Here is a 21,724-nt window from a genome sequence, read left to right as displayed (position 1 = left end):
TTTATAGAGCCAATTTTCGCTTTTGACGAGATTGAAAGATATACCATTCCTTGTAACCTAATTCCTTCAGTGTCTGTTTTACTTTCAGCCAATCATCTGCTACGCGGGCTGGCTGATGGGCATCTGAGCCAAACGTGACATCCACACCATAAAATTTGGCTCGCTCTAATAGATCCATTGATGGATACCAGCCGCCGCAGTCTTTTGTTTTGCCAGAGGTATTCACTTCAATGACAGAACCACTCTCCGCAATTGCTTGCAGTGCATCATCGACAGCTTCTGTTTTGAGATGAGCAATCTCTGGATAAAAACCTTTTAAGGCGTCAATATGGCCTAAAACGTCGAACATTTGACTCTCAGCAGACATTTTAATTAACTGGTAATACGTTTCTTTTTCAATGATGGCTTTCTGCTCTGTGATTTGTTCCCACCGTTTCCGGTTAAATAGGTCATATCCATTACTGACATGAACCGAGCCAATGATATAATCAAATGGATAATGTCGATACACGTCTCGGTAAAGGGTCTCGTGTTCTGGAAAATAGTCAGATTCGACACCTAACAGCACGTGAATTTTTCCGTCATATTCCTTTTTCAACTGCAGGACTTCCTCTATATATGATTGAAATTCACTTTTAGCCATCGCTACCCATGGTTTAAAGTGGTCAGCCTCTTCACCAAAGAACGGAGAGTGATCTGATATCCCAATAAAATCCAGACCTAATTTGACAGCCTCATCGATATATTCTCTGATGTTCCCTTCCGCATGACCACAGCGTTGATGATGTGTGTGCAGATCAAATTTCATGCAATTTTTACTCCTCTACATGGCAGTATAGCCGCCGTCAACCATCAAATTTTCTCCTGTAATAAAACTCGCTTCATCTGAAAGAAGGAAGATGACAGCAGATGCGATCTCTTCTGGATCAGCGGTTCGTTTCAACATGTGCATCCCGCCAATATCAGGATGCTGATTTGCTTGCTCTCTTGTCAATCCAAGCTCTTCTAAATGGAACCGCTCGTTATTTTTGTTCCATACCGTGCCGGGATTCACTGCGTTTACACGAATACCTGCATCCGCCAAATCCATTGCCATGCACCGCGTCATATTGACAACAGCTGCTTTTGTCGCGTTATATGTTAAATATTTCGGCTGGGCAATGTGGCCTGAAATGGAGGCAATATTTACAATCGATCCTTTTCCTATTTTCTCCATGTAAGGCGAAGTGTGTTTGACACAAAGCGCTTGTCCCATAATATTCAAATCCATAATGCGCCGCCATTCTTCAACGGTTGCTTCAAGACCCCGCATGATAAACACGGCTGCACAATTCACCAGCATGTCTATTTTCCCAAAATGATTGGCTGTTTTTTCGATCATTGAAACAATGGATGCTTCATCAGCAATATCAGCCTCTATAAACAAAACATCATATCCATTTGCTTTGAGCTGTTTTTCTGCTGCAATTCCGTAATCTACATGATGATCAGCAATGGCGACTTGTGCGCCTTCTTGTGCGGCTCGTTCTGCGACCGCATATCCAATCCCCTGAGCTCCGCCTGTCACAATAACTGTCTTTCCTTTCATACCTCGCATGTAGCTGCCTCCTCTTACCACTGAAGTCTTTGCCCGTCCCTCAACAATTCTCCTGTTGGTCCATCTCGGGGCAGCTGTGCCGCCCACACGATTCCTGATGCACCTTCCTGTATGGTTTTAACAGCCTCTGATGTCCCCATGTCCGTTTGTACCCAGCCGGGACACACTGCATTCGCAAGGATAGAATAGGGTGCCCCCTCTAAAGCTGTGACTTTTGTGAGAACATGCAGCGCCGCTTTTGACATCCGGTAGTAAGGACCGCTTTTTCCGTCACGCCTGACATCGCCTGAAGCGTAGATCGCAGAGAGCCTTCCCATACCGCTAGATACATTGACAATCCGTCCATATCCCGCCTCTTTCATGTAAGGGAAAACGGCCTTGGTCATTCTGACTGCACCATACACATTCACATTCATCGTTTCTTGGAGTGTCGATACAGGAAGATCTAGAAAAGATGGAAATGTGTGATCCTTTATGTTGTCATGAAAGACACCGGCATTATTAATGAGCACATCCACTCTCCCGAACGAATCTTTCATAAATGCCGAGAAACGTTCAACCGATTCTTCACTTGTTACATCCAGCTGAAATGGCACAACATGCTCAGTCATTTCAGACGCAGCTATTTTGGCACTTTCAAGCTGCCGTGCAGTTAAAATAACAAGCATTCCACACTGCGCAAGCTGTCTGCATACCTCTTTGCCTATGCCCCTGTTTCCGCCAGTGACAACAGCGATCTTCATGTTCTCATCTCCTTTTGGAGATACCAATCTTCCTTCAGCTGGTTCGATGCAGATTCTAGTGCTTCGAAAGACCAATCAATATACCAGTTTAGTAAGTGAGGTGTATAGGTATGCAGCAGTGTTAAATACCGCCCTGTTGGAATATATAAAAGTCTGATAAAAGCAGATATAGAACGCCATTCATATTCGGATAAGTCATCTGCATATGCCTTTAAAAATTGAATCGTTTTCACAATATCTAGTTGAAACGTTCCTCTCTTGATTCTCGTTAACAAAAAAGCAGATATGGCTGCATCATATATGCGCGGTCTAAAGCCTGCTGTATCAAAATCAAGAACCATGGCAAGCTTTTTGTTACGAATTAACAGGTTGCCGGAATGAAAGTCACCATGTGTAACAGCATGAGGTAATGCTTCATATATATTAGGGTTTAGCAGCGTGATGATATTCATTAGTTCCCGTTCATACACTTTGAGCAAAGCAGCAGCCTTTTTAGAAGAAACAACCTTTTTTAGGGCATAAGCCGTCTTGCCGAGCGTTTCGTCCGGAGAAGTAATCCAGTTCTTCAATTCGCAGTTTGGATTCACAGGTCCTTTCGGTAAGTTCTTCAGTGAATGGAGCTGTTTTAATACCCGGATGGCTTCTTGTTCATCTGAACGATTTCCCATTTCATATGGTCTTCCTTCGAAATAGGGCCGCAGCTGCCAAAAGTGTTCTTTGAATAAAATGGTCTTACGACGGTCTTCTGCCTCCACCATAGGTTGAATCGGGAATCCATGATCAAGCAGAGCATCTGTTAATTCCTCTAAATATTGAAGCCACTTTGCATCATGATTTCTCGCACATTTTTTTAAGACAAAACGGTTTTTGATCGTTTCGACAAGCCATCCTTCATTAGGGCTTCTTCCGTTTAAAGGTGTTAAGCGAATCGGCTGTTCAGAAAACCAATATTTCAGGACATTATTAGCATCATCTAGTGTCGTCATGTCCTCACCCCTTTTTCTCAAGGTTTTTGATTTTCATTAGCACCTGGTCTGCATCGTCTCGTTTGTCTATGCGCAAGCATTTCACATGAGATTTTTCTTTTAATTTGTGAAAAAGCTTTTCGTTTTGATGAATCACCTCTGGATAGACTTGAAAGGCATATGAGAAAAATTGGAGCGCGTTACCCATTCGCTCCTTATTTCCATTCCAAAGTTTCTCCCTTGTGATGAGCCGTTTGAATGTCCTTTTCATGAGACGGGGGAATGTCTGTCTTCTCTTGACATCAAGCCAAATGATCGTATCAGCATATTCAGCCAATATGTGGTGAACAGATGAATATTGACCATCGACGACCCATTTCTTTTGTTTGACAATTTCATGGACGTTATCGATAAACACCGGCTTATCTGTTTTTTTCCAGTTCGCTTGCCAGAATAGAGCATCGAGTTCATAGTGAGGTAACGTTAACTCCTGCTTCAATTGATGTGCAAGGGTTGTTTTTCCAGATCCAGGCGGACCGACAATCCAAATTCGCTGGTTAGCTCCTTTATTGTTCAAGTTGTTCCCTCCGTTACAGAACACGTTGATGCTTTTGAATGTCGTCTCTCACTTTTACTAGCAGATCAAGTGCTTCATCCCAATTTAGGTTTTCTGTTAATTCAAATACGGGCGTTTCGCTTGAATGAATGGACACATCTTTACATAATAGATCTAATGCTTCCGCCGAAAAGCCATTTTCCTTTAACAGCTGGCCAAAAAGTGTATGCGCGGGAGTCAGTCTTGTATCAGGTGTACTAAAATAGTGAATCATTCCCGCCATCGCTTCTACAGGACCCGGTGACAGGTGAATGCCATTAAACCGAGTACACACGTTAGATAAACCAAACCGTTTTTGCTCCGACAGCAGCATGTGTTTAAATGAACCCGCTTTAGCCTCTTTAGGGTCCGTTGCACCGATGAAATCTTCTCTCAACATCCTCATTGGCTGCTTTGAAAAACATTCAATGACGATAATAGACTTTGCAGGTGCAGTGAACCACTCTATTTGACAAGGGTGGAATGAATTGAGCAGAAGCATTTTTTCTCCATCCACCTCGGCCGCTATGGCGTATGTGCCCGCACCCAGCTTGTCTACCTTGACGTTTCGGGTTAAAAGCTCTAAACCATACGGCGTGAGCTCTTTGTACTTTTGTAAAAATTGATGGCCTCCATATATGAAATGTTCCTTCTTTTTAAACTCTGGGTATTTCAAAGCCAGTATCTTTTTTGCTGCATCTGACACTTCACTCAGACCATTTTTAGAAATTTTATTTAGCATCCCATATTGATTTTCAATTATTTTCTTTTCTTTCAAATATAAGGATGATATAACACGCACTGCTCCTATTTCTACATCACGATCATCTAATCGGTGGAGAAGTTCATCTAGTATGAGATCAAGCTGTACACCTTTATTGATGCTTGTTAATTCAGGCTTTAGCATCAACAGAAGATGGTGTTGTTTCAATTGTTGTTGTTGTTCAATTTCATAGGGATGAATGGTCACTGCCATAGGTTCTTTTGTATGAATACATGCATGTACGGCTTCAATGACTCTTTTTTTCATCCTTTTTACCACATTGTCACGCCTTTAAAAATTAAATCTGTTGTCACATCGCCCATTGAATGAACCGCATTCATGACGAGGTCTTCAATTCTTTTTCTATCCACTTCATTTCCATCCCACTGCTGGATACGAACGGAAATTTCATCAGGATTGTGGAGCGGTGCCTCTTTTGAAGTAAAGATATGCACTTCTGTTGGCTTTTGAATCGTCTCAAAAATTTGATCTGCCAGCCGTTGTGCGAGCACCCCATATAATTTTCCTGTATGATCAAGCGGGTTTTTCCCAGCCGGCGCTTCAATACTCATAGACCGCATTGGGGTGATCAGGCCATTTAATCTATTTCCTCTTCCAACAACTCCTACATCGCCGGTATCTGCTACAGAACCTAGCGCTGTTAAGTACGGACGGCCATTGCGATCTGTTGCGTTCAGCATGAGATCAGGCGTGAGGCCTAGCGTTTCATGAATATAGCGAGCAATTTGATCTTGGCATTCTTTTTTGCGGGCAAAATATTCCTCAAGACTATGAATATCTTTAGCTAGAAATGGCATGTTCACAATGAGTTTGAAATCTTCATGACGTCTGCTTCCAAATATTTTTACATCCCAGCCGGTATCTGGATTGACCTTTTTAAATTCTGGACCATTCACATAACGCTCTGTATAAAGAACCAGCTTCTCAAGACGGCTTAATGGCGCATGAGCATGCAGTAAGTTACAGTCGTTTGACACAAGCTTTGGATCACCGATTTCAATCATGTCCGTTTCAACCATCGGACGATATCGTGAGTTTTTGCGGCCTGCCCCCTGATGATCAACGATTCGGCAGTCGATGACGAGATGTTCTTCAGGATCAAATCCTGTTGTCACCTCTGATAACACATCCTTTGCCGCATCGAAAAGAATCTTTTTAAGAGGAATGGGCTCATCGCCGTATGCGTATGCCCCTTTTCCTGCAAACACAACTTGATACGGTTTGACCATTGTCCCTTTCCCATACGTGACATCAGCATCTCCGCCAAGAAGCATGACTTTGTCAAACCAGTGGTGTGCCACTCTGCCAAAATGCTCCATGCAATATTGAGAATAATATTGAGAAGCTCTTTCTGCTATAGCATCACACATCGTATCTGGATGTCCTACACCTTTACGTTCCACAAGCTCATATGGAATTTGTTCTATATCTTGGCCATCACCTTTTAAAATATCAAGAATGGTTTTTTGAATTGTTTTCATCATCTATCGCCCGCTCTCTTTTAAAATATAAAAATATTGATCGTTCATCTTAAAACAACATGAAACATTTGGTAATATATATATATTCTGTATGAAAGAGGTGTCTATTTTGATCAATGAATCGATCCTGCAGCGTCTGCAAGATACAATCACTAATATTAGGGAATTATTGGAACAACATCAAATTCCCGGCTGTTCCATTTGTATTTCTCATGAAGATGAGCACATTTGGTCGTGGCATGAAGGCCTCGCTGATATTGAAAGCGGCACCCCTGTTACAAAAGACACAACCTTTCGAATTGGTTCTGTGACTAAGCCTTTTACTGCAATGGTTATGATGAAATTGCGAGAGGAAGGATTCATTCAACTCGATGAACCCATTCATACTTACGAACCACTACTTTCTTTCATAAAAAGTCACTTGTCTGAACCAATTCCACTCACTTTCCGAATGATTGCCTCTCATATCTCAGGCCTGCCCAAAGCACTTGACAAAGCAGCTCATTTACGAGATATGACGCTAGCTCAGTGTATTGAAATACTCACTATTTTCACACCGCCTTGGTCTATCATCAATTATTCCAGTCTTGGCTACTCTATATTAAGTAAAGTGCTAGAAAAAGTGAGTCATCAGCCATATAGAGAATTAGTGCATACCCACATACTAAAACCGCTCGACTTGAAGCAAACTGGATTTATTGAAACAGCATCCACAGCCAAAGGGTATACAGTTTCTTCCTCAGGCCTGTCCGGCGTATCCTATCCAAGTGCTGAAACACCATCTTGGGAGGACGGTTCAAGCGGACTTATCTCCACAGCAGATGATCTGATTCAATTCATTCAAGCTCAATACGGTGCAAACAGCCTGCTTCAACAGCATTCGCTAAAAGAAATGCAAAGCCCCGTTATGCTTGAAGAAGATTTCAGCAGAGGTGCCGGTCTTTCATGGTTTTTGAGACCTTTTAACGGATTCACCTTAGCTGAACATAGCGGAGAAATTAAAGGGTTCACCTCCTATATTGGATTCATTCCAAAGAAAAAATTAGGTATTTGCATTCTAATGAACTCTGACGAAAGGCTCGCACGGCCAATTGCCGAAATGCTCTTTCAAATTTTGCTGCCAGCAGATCACGAGCAAATGAAAAAACGTGAAGACCGGCTCAATCGAATGTTTAGACAATCGTCTCTTTAAATCGAACTGACTTTTTTGTTTAACAGATCTGGAATGGCTTCTTGCAGGTGACGCGGATCACCCTCTAAATAAAAGCATGGCATGTTAAACAAGTGATGGATAAGCTCAGATGCCTTTTGTTCCAGAAAGGTATCTGACACATGCCGAAGTCCGAGCCAGCCTTTTAAATAGTCGGGATCTTCTGGTTCTCTTATATTTGCTGTCATAATTTCTTTTGCTCTTTGATCATCTTTTTTTACTGGCACAAGCCTAATCTCACCAGAACCTATTTTAAGTGAAGGAAAAATCACCATATCTACTTTCGTAGAGCTTCTAATCGTTGTTCCTGTCATTTCAGCAGCTTCTTTTGGTGTAATTTCAAACTTACAGCCGCTGGCCCATTTTTCTCTTGCCTCTTCCTCTGTTGATATGGTTTCATCCCATATTCTTTTATCTTGAGACCGGCTGAATTTTTTGTTTTTCAGTTCCTGTATATTTGTGGTGGCTTGGACAGTTCCTACTCCAAGCGCCAAGCACATCGGCCATCCATACACAATAAGTTCCTGATCTTCAAGCACTGAAATGGAACGATCGTTTGTGATAAAATCTGCTCCTCCATGATGCAAAAACTGCCACATAGTGGTTGACTTCCCGGCACCTTTATCGCCGATAATGAGCGCTCCTTTTTGGCCATCTTCAAAAGAGACAGCTGCTGCATGCGTAAAGCATCCGCCTTGATTTTCTAATGTTCTAAGGGCAATCTCTCGAACAATTCGCAGTGGACAGCGTATCGCAGACTCATTATTGTTTTTTCCAATCACAGCATAACGCCCGTTATTGACCGCCACACTGTGCGGTTCGTCACCTTCATGTGAGGCAAATAATACTTGATCGTCTAATGTTAATCGTTTGTAAGTAAACTTCCTTTTTGCAGTAATGGTTTCACCCTTTTGAAAGCAAACACTGCGAATAGACTGTTCAAGCTCCGGATCAATGATAAACCGTATTTCAATCTGTGATGGGATATCCCCCTCGCGGCGATCCAATTCTTTTGGGATATAGATATAATGTTCAATATCTTCAATCGCCAGCAATTCCATAGATAGAATATGAAAATGAATACCTGCAAACACAAATGATTTTTCATAAGGAAAATCGGTCTTCGGCTTTTCAAAAAACGCTTTTATATCCATATAGAATCCTCCCCTTCAATTTGCTATTGCCTTTCAGGAAATAGCTGTATGGCTGGTTCCTCTTCAAGCTCATTGCGATTATCCAAGCTGAAAAAACGTTCAATAAAGGATTTTTTCCATATTTTCGAAGAACCGAAATCATTCTCTCCATAGGCTTCTAAGAATGATTGGTCACTCATATCTAGCTGCTTCAATTCGTCAATATAGTTCGTTTGGTACAGTAAATCTAAAAACGTAAACGTGTAAAAAAGTGCTTTCTCGGCCCCTAATTCCTTCGCTCTTTCTTGCAAAGCATGCCAATCAAGCTGATTTTGCTCTTCAGCAAACATGACGTACTCCCTTACATCACAAAACTTAATCAAATTAAGATCTGCATGTAAGTAGACATACTGTACGTTTGTTGCCTCCTTATATAGATGGAAGGCAAGATGGATAAGAAAATCTAACGGCTGAAGCAAATAGACATCTGTTTGAAAAAAGGGCTTTTCTTCAGCAGCATCCAGCAAGGCATTTGTTGCTTCGTAGTTTTTTTTCAGCTCAACATCATAAGAGAAATCGACCCGGTGTACCTTCAAAAAATCTTCTCCGCTTCGTTTAATATGTGAATAAAGATTCCCGGCATTTATTCTCCACATCATTTCTTCTTCTCTTTCAATCGGTATTTCCTGATCGGCAGCCCAGTCATATTTCCCGATGATAAACCCTTCCTTCTTGAGCAATGAAGAGGCATTCTTCCGGTCATCTGGATGAATTAAGAAATCAAGGTCTGACATCATTCGCAGTCCATAATCTTTGTACACAAGCGGGGTTAAAATGGCGCCTTTAAGGGGGACCGTTTTTAGCTTTGCATTTCGGAATGTTTGTAAAAGACGTTTGAATTCCTTGAATCTCTCCACATTTTTTTGACGATTCCCTATATAGTGATAGTGAAGCAAAAATTTGTATGTCGTCGTAATGTTTTTTTCATCATCAAGGCGAATTAAATGAGGCGTCATCAGCTGAAGCACCTTATGTCTTGATGCCAGTCCAATTAATTTAGGCATATCGATGCCATCTTTCAATAGAGCTCTAATAGACTCTTCTTCTTGTTCATTTAATTGAATACGTGAGCTAAGTAATAACAGCCTCTGCTCATTTGAGAGAGTGGATTGATCCAAAACAGCCCGCATGTTTGACTACTCCTTCCCGTAAAACGATTGAAATCTAGTGATAAATCGAGAGCGCTTTCCTTTTCGATTGGCTGGCATGTCCAAATCATCAGTTAGTGTATGAAACAATTGATCTGCCTCATATGCTTTTTCACTGTCATATTCAATTTCCAGTTCATAATCTGTGATGCCAAGATAGCTGCTTTGATCCAAATCGATTTTAATGCCTTTCTCAATGTAAAAGGTTGTTCGCTCAGTGACCAATAGCCCTAACAATTCTGGCTGTTGAGTGATTGTAATTGGTAGAGACGTCATGATGTTCTGTACATCTAGTTTTTGCGGTAACTCCTCAATAGGTAATGACGTTTCTTCTCTTACTCTTTTATAGCCAGACGTTTGACTGGGGCATTTGATTTCAAGTGTTAGTTTGCCGCTGATTTGACGGATACGTACGGTATAACCAAATCGTTTTAATAAAAAATCTGGTGTGTCGTAATAGTAATTGAAATTAAGAACATAAGTAGGTGTATGATATTGAATGAACATGTCATATATGTGCTGAAAATCTGTTTGTGACAACAAATATTTGTACTCCTGCTCAACCATAATTCACCTCCAAAAAGTCTTACACGACAATGTCGGTTTGCTCAAGAAGCTCTTGAATGAGGGCAGTGCCTTTCTCTAAAGAAGTAAATGCCTGTTTTAATGAGTAACAGGGCACCTTTTCCGCTAGTGCGTTAAGGAATGGTTCTAGCTCTTCGGGTGTTGGCAATGTGAAATATGGTAATAAGAATTCATTATGTCTTCCTGGATTAATGACTGCATGCTGCTTCAAACGTTCCGCTGCTTCCTGCGGAGTCATTTTCGAAAGTTCTGCCCCAGTTTGCCCGTGAGGTAAAAATTCAGGAAACACAATCACATCGATTTTTCCCATTGTTTTGACTTCACGTAAAAACCATTTTTCTAGCTCCTCTGGATATACAAAATGATAGCTTTTATCATCCTCGTTAAATGGATGACTCGATGTTTGGAGTCTGTATGGGGTACCTAGCTTTTCAATGGCTTCAAACGAATCTTTCCGAATACTCATAGATCTCGGCCAGCCAGTTCCTGTGTACTCGGTGTTCGTATATGAAACACCTATATCATCGTTTGTGATATATCGAGCATCGGTTAATGATAATAAGGATAAGATGGTGGACGTTTTCCCTGCCCTTGATCCGCCCACTAGGGCAATTCCCTTTTGATTCATCTCCATCATGCCCCCATGCAAATAGATGAGTCCATCCTGATAACACAAAAGGCGAAGCAAAACTCTTATTAACCGAAGCGCATGCTGGGCTGTCCATCTGACATCTTTTGGTTCATCTATCACAATGATTTTTTTCTCTCCGTCATACAGGTAGCGGCAGCGGGGCTCCATCTTCGTTTGGTAAAAGACTTCTTCAAGAGGTATTTCTTTTTGTATTTCTTGTGCATATTTACTGGTTAGAATCGTCCAAACGTCACCTTCATGTTTTTCTGTTATTTTGCTGCAGTAAATATATGGATGCACTTTACTTATCACTAAATTCTGAACTGATTCATCTGCACCTAATACGACACGAACATCATTTTTTTGATAGCTTACATATGACAATGAATGCCACCCCTTATGATAGATTTATAAAAACAATTGCATTTTTTTCCTTAATCAACCAAAATGTAACATATATCAATCTCTTAGAAAGGAGCCGCGACATGAATGAACTGACAATAACTGAAGTTGAAGAAAAAATTGTACAGCTTGTCATGAATAAGTTGTCTCTCAATGAGCAGCCAAGCCGAGATGATAGTTTAAAAGCTTTAGGATTAAATTCTGTCCAAATCGTCTCTTTTGTTATTTCATTAGAAGACACCTTTCATATTGCCTTTGAAGACGAAGAATTACACCCTGACCACTTCCGCACCTTAGAACGACTCTTCACTTTAGTTAAAAACAAACTGACTAAGACGCTGTAATTACCTGGGCCATAAATAAAGAGCGGTAATGCGAGGAGGCTTCCATCAGCTCCTCATGAGTACCGCAGCTTTGAACAGCACCGCCTTCAAGTACATAGATTAAATCTGCATTTTGTATGGTCGATAACCTGTGTGCAATCACAAGCAAGGTACCGCCTCCTTTGGCATCGTCTATCCCTTTTTGAACCTTCCTTTCTGTCTGCCGATCTAGCGCGGAGGTCGCCTCATCTAATATAAGTAAATCAGCCTGTTTTAAAAGCGCTCTGGCGATAGCTAAACGCTGTCTTTGTCCTCCTGATAAGGAAATTCCCCTCTCTCCAATGACTGTGTCAAAACCTTTTTCAAGCCCTTTGATGAAGGAAAGAATTTGTGCAACTTCACAAGCCTGTTCAAGTTGTTCTTCGGTCACATCATGTAATCCCATGATTAAATTCAGGCGTATCGTGTCTGGGAAAAAATAGGGCTCTTGCGGGACAACGGCTATTCGCTTTAATAAATGAGATGGATTGATCTCTGATAGATCAACCCCATTCACTAAAATTCCCCCGCTGTCTGGCCGGTAAAGTCCAAGTGTAAGCTTTGAAATCGTTGATTTCCCGCTGCCGCTCGCTCCAACAATCGCCACTTTCCTTCCCTTTGGAATATGAAGATTCAAGCCGTCTAAAGCGCCTTTAGATGTTTGTTCATAAGAAAAGCAAACATCTTCAAACACCACGTCTTCTACAGCATCTATTCGTTTTGTTCCTTTTTCTTCGTTTTCCATTTGCAGCACTTCTGCGATTCGGTGAACAGATGCACGCTGCTGGAAAAATTCAAATACATACTGGAATAACTCTTGATAACTCTTCATTAATTGAGATGCATATTGGTAAATGACGACAAATAAACCGATGGACATGTTTCCTGCTGCTACTTGATATGTGCCAAACACTAGAACTGATAGTATCCCAAACCATTTCAATGGCTCTGTTAAAAAAAGAAGCTTGTTTTGAAACTTACCTTCCTTCATGACACGATCCATCATTTTGTTAAACAGCTTTTCATACAAACCGATTTCCCACTTGCGTCGATCGAATGCGACAACTTCCCTTGTAGAAGAAATGCCTTCTTCTACATGCACGAATAGGTCTGATCTTCTCTCCTGCACATCTTTTGCTATGTTTGTTGCCGTTTTCGCCATTTTTTTACCGACAATAAAATAACAAGCGCTTGCAAAGAGAAGCAAGAAAAATAAGACAGAACTCACAGATAGCAAAATGATAGATAAAACAATGGCCATAAAAATCGTTTGTACAATTTTCGGTATATGTAAAGCAGCCGTAACAGCAACTGTCTTTACATCTTGATTAAGTTTGTGTAAATAAAAACTAACTGGGTGAGTTTTATATGATCTCATGGATACTTGCTGAAGCTGATCTAACATCATTTTCTGCAATGAATGATGGATGGTCAGATAGTTTTTATGCATCACATATGGGCTGGCAACAAACATCACAACATATACAAGAAATATAATGGCAAACAGCATCAAGATCTGGGAGAAATGTTGACTGATACCACTATTCAAAAGAACATCATCAATGAGCCACTTTTGCAGTCCTATCATGGCTAAATTAGCTGCTGCTTCAATCAAAACGAGTAAAAGAGCAAGGATGAGCATCCATTTTTGCCTTGTGATCAAAAGAAACAGCCAATTTTTTCTCATGTTACACCTGCCTCCTTTTCTGAGCGGTCAGACGCCAATTGATAAAAATGCCCTTTTTTCCTCATCAATTCATGAAATGGTCCAGTCTCTAACACACAACCATCTTTTATAAAAATAATTCTGTCAAAATGGCTGACCGTTGATAAACGATGCGCAACTGCAATGACAGTATATTCCTTAAATGTTTGGTGTAATGCATGCTGGACTTTTTGCTCACTGACATTGTCAAGAGATGCTGTGGCTTCGTCGAGTAATACAACTCTTGGATTTTTAGCAAATAGCCTGGCAATCGCTATTTTTTGCTTTTGCCCTCCGGAAAGTTTTAATCCCCTTTCCCCGAGTATGGTATCGTATCCATTTTCTAACTCTCTTATAAATGAATCACAGTCTGCTTTTTTTGCGGCTTCAATGATCTGTTGATCTGAAAGACTTGTATCTCCAAAACGAATATTGTCCTTTACACTCATATTAAATAAGAACGTTTCTTGAAAAACAAATCCCATCGCACCTCTTATTTGACTAGTAGGTAAACGGCGCAAATCAACTCCATTCATTGTAATCATCCCGGATGAGGGATCATAAAAGCGTCCAATTAACTTAAGAAGCGATGTTTTCCCTCCGCCGCTTGTACCGACAAGCGCTACTTTTTCACCCTTCCGAATATGTAGATTCATCTCTTTTAATAAAGGAGGATGATTTGGATAATGAAAACTGACGTCATGAAACACGATATCGCCTTCTACATGATCAAGGTACACCGGCTGCTGAGGCTCTCTAATATCAGGTGTTTTTTTCATAAAATGATATAAAGGTTCAATTTGAAATGTTAATATTCGTTGTTCTGTTAAAAGTGTGACAATGGAAGTAAGCATATGCATCGCTGAAAAATAATATAATATATATGCCACAAAACCACCTGTCGTTAGCTGTCCAGTCTTTACAAGGTGGATACCAATACCAAAAGTGGCAAGAGCGCCAATATAATAAGTCAGCCTGCGGTTGCTTCCTCGTAAATAGGCGAAAAAAACATTTTTCTCATGATCTTGGCGCACTTTTTCATGGAGTTTTTGAATTCGTTCCATATCCCATTTCATATAGCCTAAAATTCTAAGCTCTTCCATCGAAGCAAGACTTTCGTATAATTTTGTTTGCAGCGTGCGAAAACCTTCTGCACTTTGTCTACCGTAGATCGTGGCCTTTTTTTCAAGCCATGGCCCAAAGACATAGTAGAGAATAAAACTTGGAATGATGATTAGTGTGAGAAAAATAGAAATGTTTATCATAAAGTAAAGTGAGATGGCGATAAATAATATCTGATTGATAAATTGTGGGAAGTATCGTCTGTAAATTTCTTGTACAGCTCGTGTCTGTGTGTTAACAAAGGAGAGTGTTTCACTAACAGAATGTTGTTCGTAGTATGAGAAACCAAGTTGACGGATTTGCTGGAAGGCAGCAAATTGTGAATCTCTTGAGGCTTGTTCAATTAATTTTCTTTGCCATAAATTTCGTGCGGCTGTCAGTATAATACCGAGTACAATTAAGCCAGTCAGTCCTAACAATAAACCATTCATTTTTGAAAAGTCTTTTGCTGGCAAAATGGTCTCAATAAAATATTGAATAAATTTAGGTATGATGAGCTCGCTCAAGGTAATAACGAAACCACTCATAATAACTAGAATCACTTTACCTGTATAAGGCTTTAAGAATGAAAGTGTCCATAAATAAACACGCCATAACTGCTTTGAATCCTTGTCGATTTGTTTCAATCCACCACCAGCCTTTTGCTCTTTTTCAACAAAAAACGGAATTTTTTTACATCTTTTTCGATCCTTGTTTGGATTATATAAAATGTTTTTAGTCATGACAATGTGTAATTTGCATTATTATAACAAAAAAGGCAGTGACTTCCATCACTGCCCAATCGTCCTATATTTCACTGTTATCTAGTGATACGCGCATACCACTGAGGCTCTATTTGATTAAAATAATCATGTTCTTTTAGCACATTTTCTAGTCTTTCAATCATCTCATCCATTTGACCCGGATCGAATTTAATAACCCACATAATCGATGAAAAGATACTCATTGCGACATAAACAGAGTAAAGCAGCCAAAAATCATCTGGAATGTTCCCATCAAAATATCCATTGATTTGACCAGCTGAAAAAGCTTCACTTGTTTCTCTGCTGAAAAGAGCTACTTTATAAAAATCGTGAATGGGATCTCCCCAGTCAAAATTGTTAAAATCAATAACACCTGCATATTTATGATTGTTTACAATAATGTTCCCTAAATGAAAATCATCGTGCTGAAATTGATTAGGTCTGCCTTTCACTATATCTATGTGCTTTGCTATAAACTGAGCTACTTTTTCATCCCCTTTAAGGGAGAAACCGCTTTTCCGGTAAGCAGTTAAATATCGATGATGCTTTTTAATGACACGATCTTCCCAAGGTTCGATGTGTGAAGGTGCCGGATATTTATGCATATTTCGTAAATCCTGACCTGCACTTACCCCGATAGCATACTGCTGTTCTTCAGTTAACTGACTCATGATTTCTTTTGCTTCCTGGCCTTCTATAAACGATAAAATATAGTACACTTGCTGTTTTGCTTCTAGAACACCGATATTCACTGGATCAGCACACTGAACACCATGACGTCTTAATTCGGAAAGCAGCTCAAACTGCATCTTTATTTTGTCATACTGGTCTTGATCTGTGAATCGAAGGACATATTTTTCACCTGACACCGTAGTCATGACCCATTTTTCATCCCGAGAATATCCTTTATCAATGTGGTCTATGCTGACCGCTTCTTTTAATAAGGGAATGTGCTGCATAAGGTCTGTTTTATTCATGGATTGATTCATCCTTCCAGTCTCTTTTCTTCTCACTCTACCAAATATTTCATTTGAATAGAATGATCAACAATTCCTATTTATGTCGAAACTGCTTTACAATGTTTTTCCATTCTAATATAGTTAATTTATGTAAATGATAGAAAATTTGTAAAAGGGAGCGTTGCAGATGAATGAAACGACAGATGTCCTTTCACTTTCAAGTCAAGTAAAAGATTTGGTTCTGCGTTCTTTGGATGATAGCAGCAAGGTTTCTATTGGTGCAGATGAGGAATTAACAAATCACGGTCTCGATTCGATTAAAGCAGTTTCACTCATTTTGGAATTAGAAGAGGTTTTTGATATTCAATTTGCAGATGAGGAATTACTGACAGAGCACTTTTCAACAATCAATAAAATTGTTCATCAGCTGCAAAACAAGTTAGCTGATTAATCTTTTTTGTATCAAAAAAAGGCATCTCTTTAAAAGACATGCCTTTTTTGTTTAAGCAGAAGGTACATCACCCGTCGGACTAATAAGCGAGAGCGCATAATCTTCTGTAAAGATGCGTTTAGATAAGTTATTCACGCCGTCTAATGTGACGCTGTTGATTTCATCAATAATTTCATCGAGTGTCCGATGTTTGCCAAGGAGCAGTTCATTTTTACCGTTTCGGCTCATTTTGCTGTTTGTGCTTTCAAGGCTGAGCATAAGGTTGCCTTTCATTTGCTCCTTAGAGTTCTCTAGTTCTTTCTGCGTGATTCCCTCACGTTTTAAGACGTCTAATGTTTGTAAGATGGTCTCAGAGAGCAGGTTTAGCTGTTTCGCTCCAGTTCCGCCATAAATCGTCAGCATTCCATTATCTGCAAATGAACTGTGATAGCTGAAGACGGAATAAGCAAGTCCTTTGTCCTCTCTTACATCTTGGAATAATCGGCTGCTCATGCTTCCGCCAAGAACATTATTTAAGACGATTAAGTCATAGATGCCCTTATCTCCAGCTGGAAGGCCATTAAAGCCCAGGCATAGGTGCGCTTGTTCCGTTTCCTTTTTGCGTGTGAGCTTGCCATAATGAAATGCTGGAGCTTCTACAGGCTGCTTTTTCCCTTTTCCTTCATAAGAACCGAACAGCTTTTCAACCTCGCGAATAAAGGTCTCATCTACGTTCCCTGCAACTGAGATCACGACGCGGTCCGGGGTATAGAATTCATCCATGTATTTTCTAAGTGAGTCTCCGTTAAAGGTTGAGAGTGTTTCCTCTGTTCCTAAAATCGGATATCCTAATGAATGATCACCATAAATGGCTTTGCTTAATAAATCATGAACGATGTCATCAGGAGTATCCTCATACATTTTAATTTCTTCGTACACCACATTTTTTTCTTTTTTCAGCTCTTCTTCATCAAAAGCTGAGTGAAAGAACATGTCGCTTAATACATCGAGGGCGTAGCCAGCATGTGAATCAAGCACCTTCGCATAGTAGCAAGTGTATTCTTTTGATGTAAAGGCATTCACCTGACCACCAATGCGGTCAAAGGATTCTGCGATATCACGTGCAGATCTTGTCTTTGTTCCTTTAAAGAACATATGCTCTAAAAAGTGTGAGATTCCATTAATTTCAGGTGTCTCATGTCTAGAGCCTGTTCCAATCCAGACGCCAATTGCGACAGACCTTACAGTGGGATTGTTTTCGAGTACAATTCTTACTCCGTTTTGGCATGTATACGTTTTGACCAAGTTTTGCTCCTCCTATTCAACAAACAGATCGCATCACGGATGTCTTTTTTCACTTAGGAGGTCAGAAACCGTCCCTAATTCATATCCTCTTTCTTTAATTTGAGTGATAAGTGCGTCAAGACTTTTCGCTGTTGCATCTGTTGGATGCATTAATATCATCGCCCCATTGTGAATTTTCCCAAGCACCCGCTTTTGTAAAATAGCCGGGGATGGTTTTTGCCAGTCGATGGTGTCTACTGTCCACATAATGGTTTCCATGCCTTCTTGTTTGGCAAGCTTGACTGTTTCTTCTTTAAAGCTGCCGCTTGGAGGCGCAAACCATTTTGGTTTCTTCCCAAGGGATTCTTCAATTTGGCGATTTGTTTTCGTTATCTGCTCTAATGCTCGTTCTCTTGTCAGTGTGCGCATATCTGGGTGATTGTATGAATGATTTCCAATTTCATGACCATCTGCCGCGATTTTTTTAGCAAGCTCTGTGCTTTTTTTCACCCATTTGCCTTCTAAGAAAAAGGTCGCCTTGACTTGATGCTTATCCAGCGTCTTTAACATGTTGATTAAATGCTCGTCACCCCAAGCTACGTTGATGAGGAATGCATTCATTTTTTTATCTGGATGCCCTTTATAAATGGGCTCTGCACCAAGCTCATGTAAATGAATAGATGGTTTTGTTTCATTAAAAACAAGCAGCTTTTCATCGAATGACCCCTGTTTCTTCATTTTTTCATAAGAGGCATCGATATCAACTGTCTGTCCATTTAAGCCAGGCATCTTTTTCCACACTTTATCAATCTTAGCATTTTGCGCCTTTACTTCATAGTCAGAAGACTTCGATTCAATTTCCTGAAATAAAATATCTTTTGAAACAGATGCAACTTCGGCATGCTCTTTCATTGATTCAATATATGTAACAGCAGCCGGCTGCTTCATCGTTTGATATGACACGAGCAGTAAAAATACAAACACAATGAATGGTAACGTTTTTTTCAATGGTTGTCCCTCCCCTATATCACAAATTATGATGGGGAGAAACAAGCTAGAACTATTGTTAGCGCAAGAAAAGAAAGAAGCCTGGCACGGATACCTGGCTTCTAACACATTTTATTTGATCTCATTAAGACTGCTTTTCTTCTTTTTCCTTTTCTTCACGTAAAACAGCTTTTCGAGAAAGGTTCACACGGCCTTGTTTATCGATTTCAGTGACTTTGACAAGTAATTCATCGCCAAGTTTCACGACATCTTCTACTTTGCCCACACGCTCAAGCGCAAGCTCAGAAATATGAACAAGTCCATCTTTTCCACTGAAGATTTCAAGGAAGGCACCGAATTTTTCAATGCGTTTGACTTTACCTAGGTAAAGCTGTCCTACTTCAACTTCTCTCACAAGATCTTCAATAATTTTCTTCGCTTTTTGGTTCATATCTTCTTCTGTAGAAGAAATAAAGATTGTACCATCTTGTTCAATATCGATTTTCACACCGGTATCTTCAATGATTTTATTGATTTGTTTACCGCTTGGTCCAATGACATCGCGAATTTTATCCGGATTGATTGTCATCGTTAAGATTTTAGGTGCATAACGAGACAATTCTCCTCTAGAAGCAGGAATTGTTGACAGCATACTGTCTAAAATTTCCATTCTTCCTTTTTTCGCTTGTTGAAGAGCCTCTTCTAAGATGTCTTTTGATAGACCATCGATTTTGATGTCCATTTGAAGGGCTGTTACACCTTTTGATGTACCTGCAACTTTAAAGTCCATATCTCCAAGTGCATCTTCCATTCCTTGAATGTCTGTCAGCACTGTGTAGTATTCACCAGATTTCACAAGTCCCATTGCAATCCCTGCAACTGGTGCTTTAATTGGAACACCGGCATCCATCATCGCAAGTGTGCTTGCGCAAATACTTGCTTGTGAAGTAGATCCGTTAGATTCTAATACCTCTGAAACGAGGCGAACCGTATAAGGGAAATCTTTTTCGGATGGAATGACTGGTTCTAGTGCACGTTCACCTAGTGCACCATGTCCGATCTCACGACGGCCTGGACCACGCATTGGACCTGTCTCGCCAACACTGAATTGCGGGAAGTTGTAATGGTGCATGAAGCGTTTTGATTCTTCAACACCTAAACCATCAAGAATTTGCACATCACCAAGTGCACCTAATGTACAAATACTGAGCGCCTGTGTTTGTCCTCTTGTAAATAGGCCTGAACCGTGCGTTCTTGGCAGAAGTCCTACTTCTGAAGAAAGTGGACGGATTTGATCTACGCCGCGTCCATCTGGACGTACTTTCTCTTCAGTAATCAGACGGCGAACTTCGTTTTTGACAAGCTTGTTTAATACATCTTTCGCTTGTTTAATCGTTGCTTCGTCACGTTCTTCTGCTTCAAACTTCTCAACTACAGCTTTTTTCACAGCACTGATTGCATCCTCACGCGCATGCTTCTCATGTACTTGAATCGCTTTCAGCAGGTCAGCTTCAGCAAGTGCTTTTACTTCGTCTGCTAACGTTTGATCTACTTCATATAAAGGAATATCGATTTTTTCCTTACCGACTGCCTTCACAATTTCTTCTTGGAATTCGATTAAGCGTTTGATCTCTTGGTGACCGTACATGATCGCTTCAAGCATTGTTTCTTCCGGTACTTCATCAGCACCAGCTTCTACCATGTTGATCGCATCTTTTGTTCCGGCAACCACAAGATTGATGTCACTTTGTTCAAGCTGCTCCACATTCGGGTTAATGATCAGCTTTCCATCCACTCGTCCTACTGTAACGCCGGCGATTGGTCCCTCAAATGGAATGTCAGACACACATAAAGCTAAAGATGAGCCAAACATTGCAGCCATTTCAGATGAGCAATCTTGATCCACACTCATGACGATACTAATGACTTGTACTTCGTTTCTAAATCCATCTGCAAACAGCGGACGAATTGGTCTGTCAATTAAGCGGCTGGCAAGGATCGCCTTTTCACTTGGACGGCCTTCTCTTTTAATGAAGCCGCCAGGAATTTTACCTACTGCGTATAGTCTTTCTTCGTAGTTCACAGTGAGCGGGAAGAAATCAAGTGGTTTTGGTTCTTTAGAAGCTGTTGCTGAGCTAAGCACAGCCGTATCTCCGTAGCGTACGAGGACCGCTCCGTTTGCTTGCTTTGCAAGCTGGCCAGTTTCAACTGTCAGTTGACGTCCAGCCCAGTCTATGGTGAAGACATGTTTCTCTTGTCCCATTCTGAGATAAACTCCTCTCTTATCGTAAAGTTTTAGTTAGTTCTTATTATGAACAAAATGATTTTCACATATCAATGTGAAAGCTGTATGTAGAAGGGTTTTTGCCATTCTTTCAACATTTTAACCATAAAATATTAGTGATTATACGATAAAAAAGCGGGAATCCTCCCGCTTTTTACGATTATCGACGTAAGCCTAGTTTGTTAATTAACTCACGGTAACGAGTTACGTCTTTATTACGTAGATACGTAAGAAGATTACGACGTCTACCTACCATTTTCAAAAGACCGCGACGTGAGTGGTGATCTTTCTTATGAGTACGTAAATGCTCGTTCAAGTTGTTAATTGATTCTGTTAGGACAGCGATCTGAACTTCTGGAGATCCAGTATCAGATTCGTGTGTTTTGAACTCATTAATTAATTGCGTTTTACGCTCTTGAGTAATAGCCATCCTGTTTCACCTCCAAATCATGTTAGCCCCATCTACCTCGCAACCGTCGGTGAAGTCGGCCTGCCAAGTAAGTGGTTTTAAAGC

The 21,724-nt window shown here is 40.4% G+C and carries 21 protein-coding genes; 3 read left to right on the top strand and 18 right to left on the bottom strand.

Annotation, left to right across the window (positions count from 1 at the left end):
* Position 1: 1 nt before the first annotated feature.
* Genes MHB69_RS08120 through MHB69_RS08090 form a run of 7 tightly spaced genes read right to left on the bottom strand, consistent with a single transcriptional unit; the run spans position 2 to position 6,165 of the window.
* A complete protein-coding gene (locus MHB69_RS08120; RefSeq protein ID WP_087975420.1) occupies positions 2–808 on the bottom strand; it encodes a histidinol-phosphatase in 807 nt (268 codons plus the stop codon).
* 15 nt (positions 809–823) lie between these two features.
* Positions 824–1,597 carry a glucose 1-dehydrogenase gene (locus MHB69_RS08115; protein ID WP_034281865.1) on the bottom strand — a complete coding sequence of 258 codons (774 nt, stop codon included), beginning with the start codon at positions 1,595–1,597 and terminating at the stop codon, positions 824–826.
* 14 nt (positions 1,598–1,611) lie between these two features.
* Positions 1,612–2,340 carry an SDR family NAD(P)-dependent oxidoreductase gene (locus MHB69_RS08110; RefSeq protein WP_342496144.1) on the bottom strand — a complete coding sequence of 243 codons (729 nt, stop codon included), beginning with the start codon at positions 2,338–2,340 and terminating at the stop codon, positions 1,612–1,614.
* Positions 2,337–3,326 (bottom strand): phosphotransferase, encoded by a 990-nt coding sequence (locus MHB69_RS08105; RefSeq protein ID WP_342496143.1) that lies wholly within the window; start codon positions 3,324–3,326, stop codon positions 2,337–2,339. The genes MHB69_RS08110 and MHB69_RS08105 overlap by 4 nt, the downstream gene beginning before the upstream one ends.
* A gap of 4 nt (positions 3,327–3,330) precedes the next feature.
* Positions 3,331–3,882 (bottom strand): AAA family ATPase, encoded by a 552-nt coding sequence (locus tag MHB69_RS08100; protein WP_342496142.1) that lies wholly within the window; start codon positions 3,880–3,882, stop codon positions 3,331–3,333.
* 13 nt (positions 3,883–3,895) lie between these two features.
* On the bottom strand, positions 3,896–4,930 hold the full coding sequence (locus MHB69_RS08095; protein ID WP_342496141.1) for a hypothetical protein: 1,035 nt from the start codon (positions 4,928–4,930) through the stop codon (positions 3,896–3,898).
* 5 nt (positions 4,931–4,935) lie between these two features.
* On the bottom strand, positions 4,936–6,165 hold the full coding sequence (locus MHB69_RS08090) for a methionine adenosyltransferase (RefSeq protein ID WP_046312236.1): 1,230 nt from the start codon (positions 6,163–6,165) through the stop codon (positions 4,936–4,938).
* A gap of 109 nt (positions 6,166–6,274) precedes the next feature.
* Here MHB69_RS08090 and MHB69_RS08085 point away from each other — a divergent pair, with 109 nt between their 5' ends.
* On the top strand, positions 6,275–7,357 hold the full coding sequence (locus tag MHB69_RS08085; RefSeq protein WP_342496140.1) for a serine hydrolase domain-containing protein: 1,083 nt from the start codon (positions 6,275–6,277) through the stop codon (positions 7,355–7,357).
* Here the strand turns inward: MHB69_RS08085 and MHB69_RS08080 are convergent.
* From MHB69_RS08080 to MHB69_RS08065, 4 genes are read right to left on the bottom strand one after another with little or no spacing between them, the layout of a single operon-like run.
* Entirely contained in the window at positions 7,354–8,529 is a 1,176-nt protein-coding gene (locus MHB69_RS08080; RefSeq protein ID WP_342496139.1) for a hypothetical protein, read from the bottom strand. The two genes, MHB69_RS08085 and MHB69_RS08080, sit on opposite strands and share 4 nt — an antisense overlap.
* Before the next feature lie 23 nt (positions 8,530–8,552).
* Positions 8,553–9,698: a nucleotidyltransferase family protein gene (locus MHB69_RS08075; protein WP_342496138.1), complete on the bottom strand. Its 1,146-nt coding sequence runs from the start codon at positions 9,696–9,698 to the stop codon at positions 8,553–8,555.
* 6 nt (positions 9,699–9,704) lie between these two features.
* Positions 9,705–10,283: a CYTH domain-containing protein gene (locus tag MHB69_RS08070; protein WP_034281854.1), complete on the bottom strand. Its 579-nt coding sequence runs from the start codon at positions 10,281–10,283 to the stop codon at positions 9,705–9,707.
* A 19-nt stretch (positions 10,284–10,302) separates the two neighbouring features.
* Entirely contained in the window at positions 10,303–11,316 is a 1,014-nt protein-coding gene (locus tag MHB69_RS08065) for a hypothetical protein (RefSeq protein WP_342496137.1), read from the bottom strand.
* Between the two features lie 101 nt (positions 11,317–11,417).
* On the opposite strand from MHB69_RS08065, the gene MHB69_RS08060 reads away from it, so the two are divergent.
* Positions 11,418–11,678 carry an acyl carrier protein gene (locus tag MHB69_RS08060; RefSeq protein ID WP_034281852.1) on the top strand — a complete coding sequence of 87 codons (261 nt, stop codon included), beginning with the start codon at positions 11,418–11,420 and terminating at the stop codon, positions 11,676–11,678.
* Here MHB69_RS08060 and MHB69_RS08055 read toward each other — a convergent pair.
* From MHB69_RS08055 to MHB69_RS08045, 3 genes are all read right to left on the bottom strand, one after another.
* Complete coding sequence (locus MHB69_RS08055; RefSeq protein ID WP_034281850.1) at positions 11,665–13,383, bottom strand: ABC transporter ATP-binding protein; 1,719 nt, start codon at positions 13,381–13,383, stop codon at positions 11,665–11,667. The genes MHB69_RS08060 and MHB69_RS08055 overlap by 14 nt on opposite strands.
* Positions 13,380–15,149, bottom strand: coding sequence for an ABC transporter ATP-binding protein (locus MHB69_RS08050; RefSeq protein WP_046312234.1), 1,770 nt, complete (start codon positions 15,147–15,149; stop codon positions 13,380–13,382). The genes MHB69_RS08055 and MHB69_RS08050 overlap by 4 nt, the downstream gene beginning before the upstream one ends.
* Positions 15,150–15,322: 173 nt before the next feature.
* Complete coding sequence (locus tag MHB69_RS08045) at positions 15,323–16,243, bottom strand: aminoglycoside phosphotransferase family protein (protein ID WP_046312232.1); 921 nt, start codon at positions 16,241–16,243, stop codon at positions 15,323–15,325.
* 169 nt (positions 16,244–16,412) lie between these two features.
* Here MHB69_RS08045 and MHB69_RS08040 point away from each other — a divergent pair, with 169 nt between their 5' ends.
* Positions 16,413–16,676: an acyl carrier protein gene (locus tag MHB69_RS08040; RefSeq protein ID WP_051627339.1), complete on the top strand. Its 264-nt coding sequence runs from the start codon at positions 16,413–16,415 to the stop codon at positions 16,674–16,676.
* 51 nt (positions 16,677–16,727) lie between these two features.
* On the opposite strand, the gene MHB69_RS08035 is transcribed toward MHB69_RS08040, so the two are convergent.
* The 4 genes from MHB69_RS08035 to rpsO form a co-directional block, all read right to left on the bottom strand.
* Positions 16,728–17,960 (bottom strand): pitrilysin family protein, encoded by a 1,233-nt coding sequence (locus tag MHB69_RS08035; RefSeq protein ID WP_034281847.1) that lies wholly within the window; start codon positions 17,958–17,960, stop codon positions 16,728–16,730.
* A gap of 33 nt (positions 17,961–17,993) precedes the next feature.
* The gene (locus MHB69_RS08030; protein ID WP_041117421.1) at positions 17,994–18,947 is read right to left on the bottom strand and encodes a polysaccharide deacetylase family protein; all 954 of its coding nucleotides are present in this window, start codon (positions 18,945–18,947) and stop codon (positions 17,994–17,996) included.
* A 124-nt stretch (positions 18,948–19,071) separates the two neighbouring features.
* Complete coding sequence (gene pnp, locus MHB69_RS08025) at positions 19,072–21,189, bottom strand: polyribonucleotide nucleotidyltransferase (RefSeq protein WP_024424134.1); 2,118 nt, start codon at positions 21,187–21,189, stop codon at positions 19,072–19,074.
* Between the two features lie 181 nt (positions 21,190–21,370).
* Positions 21,371–21,640 carry a 30S ribosomal protein S15 gene (gene rpsO / locus MHB69_RS08020; RefSeq protein WP_008354438.1) on the bottom strand — a complete coding sequence of 90 codons (270 nt, stop codon included), beginning with the start codon at positions 21,638–21,640 and terminating at the stop codon, positions 21,371–21,373.
* Positions 21,641–21,724 lie beyond the last annotated feature (84 nt).

Origin of the sequence: Bacillus sp. FSL K6-0994, assembly GCF_038630815.1 — a bacterium.
GTDB lineage: Bacteria > Bacillota > Bacilli > Bacillales > Bacillaceae > Bacillus > Bacillus safensis.
This window is presented reverse-complemented; position numbering and strand designations above follow the sequence as displayed.

What these genes read in the sequence shown, in the direction of transcription:
- MHB69_RS08120 (WP_087975420.1), bottom strand. Translation starts at nt 808, where the DNA reads ATGAAATTTGATCTGCACACACATCATCAACGCTGTGGTCATGCGGAA.
- MHB69_RS08115 (WP_034281865.1), bottom strand. Translation starts at nt 1,597, where the DNA reads ATGCGAGGTATGAAAGGAAAGACAGTTATTGTGACAGGCGGAGCTCAG.
- MHB69_RS08110 (WP_342496144.1), bottom strand. Translation starts at nt 2,340, where the DNA reads ATGAAGATCGCTGTTGTCACTGGCGGAAACAGGGGCATAGGCAAAGAG.
- MHB69_RS08105 (WP_342496143.1), bottom strand. Translation starts at nt 3,326, where the DNA reads ATGACGACACTAGATGATGCTAATAATGTCCTGAAATATTGGTTTTCT.
- MHB69_RS08095 (WP_342496141.1), bottom strand. Translation starts at nt 4,930, where the DNA reads ATGAAAAAAAGAGTCATTGAAGCCGTACATGCATGTATTCATACAAAA.
- MHB69_RS08090 (WP_046312236.1), bottom strand. Translation starts at nt 6,165, where the DNA reads ATGAAAACAATTCAAAAAACCATTCTTGATATTTTAAAAGGTGATGGC.
- MHB69_RS08080 (WP_342496139.1), bottom strand. Translation starts at nt 8,529, where the DNA reads ATGGATATAAAAGCGTTTTTTGAAAAGCCGAAGACCGATTTTCCTTAT.
- MHB69_RS08075 (WP_342496138.1), bottom strand. Translation starts at nt 9,698, where the DNA reads ATGCGGGCTGTTTTGGATCAATCCACTCTCTCAAATGAGCAGAGGCTG.
- MHB69_RS08070 (WP_034281854.1), bottom strand. Translation starts at nt 10,283, where the DNA reads ATGGTTGAGCAGGAGTACAAATATTTGTTGTCACAAACAGATTTTCAG.
- MHB69_RS08060 (WP_034281852.1), top strand. Translation starts at nt 11,418, where the DNA reads ATGAATGAACTGACAATAACTGAAGTTGAAGAAAAAATTGTACAGCTT.
- MHB69_RS08055 (WP_034281850.1), bottom strand. Translation starts at nt 13,383, where the DNA reads ATGAGAAAAAATTGGCTGTTTCTTTTGATCACAAGGCAAAAATGGATG.
- MHB69_RS08045 (WP_046312232.1), bottom strand. Translation starts at nt 16,243, where the DNA reads ATGAATAAAACAGACCTTATGCAGCACATTCCCTTATTAAAAGAAGCG.
- MHB69_RS08040 (WP_051627339.1), top strand. Translation starts at nt 16,413, where the DNA reads ATGAATGAAACGACAGATGTCCTTTCACTTTCAAGTCAAGTAAAAGAT.
- pnp (WP_024424134.1), bottom strand. Translation starts at nt 21,189, where the DNA reads ATGGGACAAGAGAAACATGTCTTCACCATAGACTGGGCTGGACGTCAA.
- rpsO (WP_008354438.1), bottom strand. Translation starts at nt 21,640, where the DNA reads ATGGCTATTACTCAAGAGCGTAAAACGCAATTAATTAATGAGTTCAAA.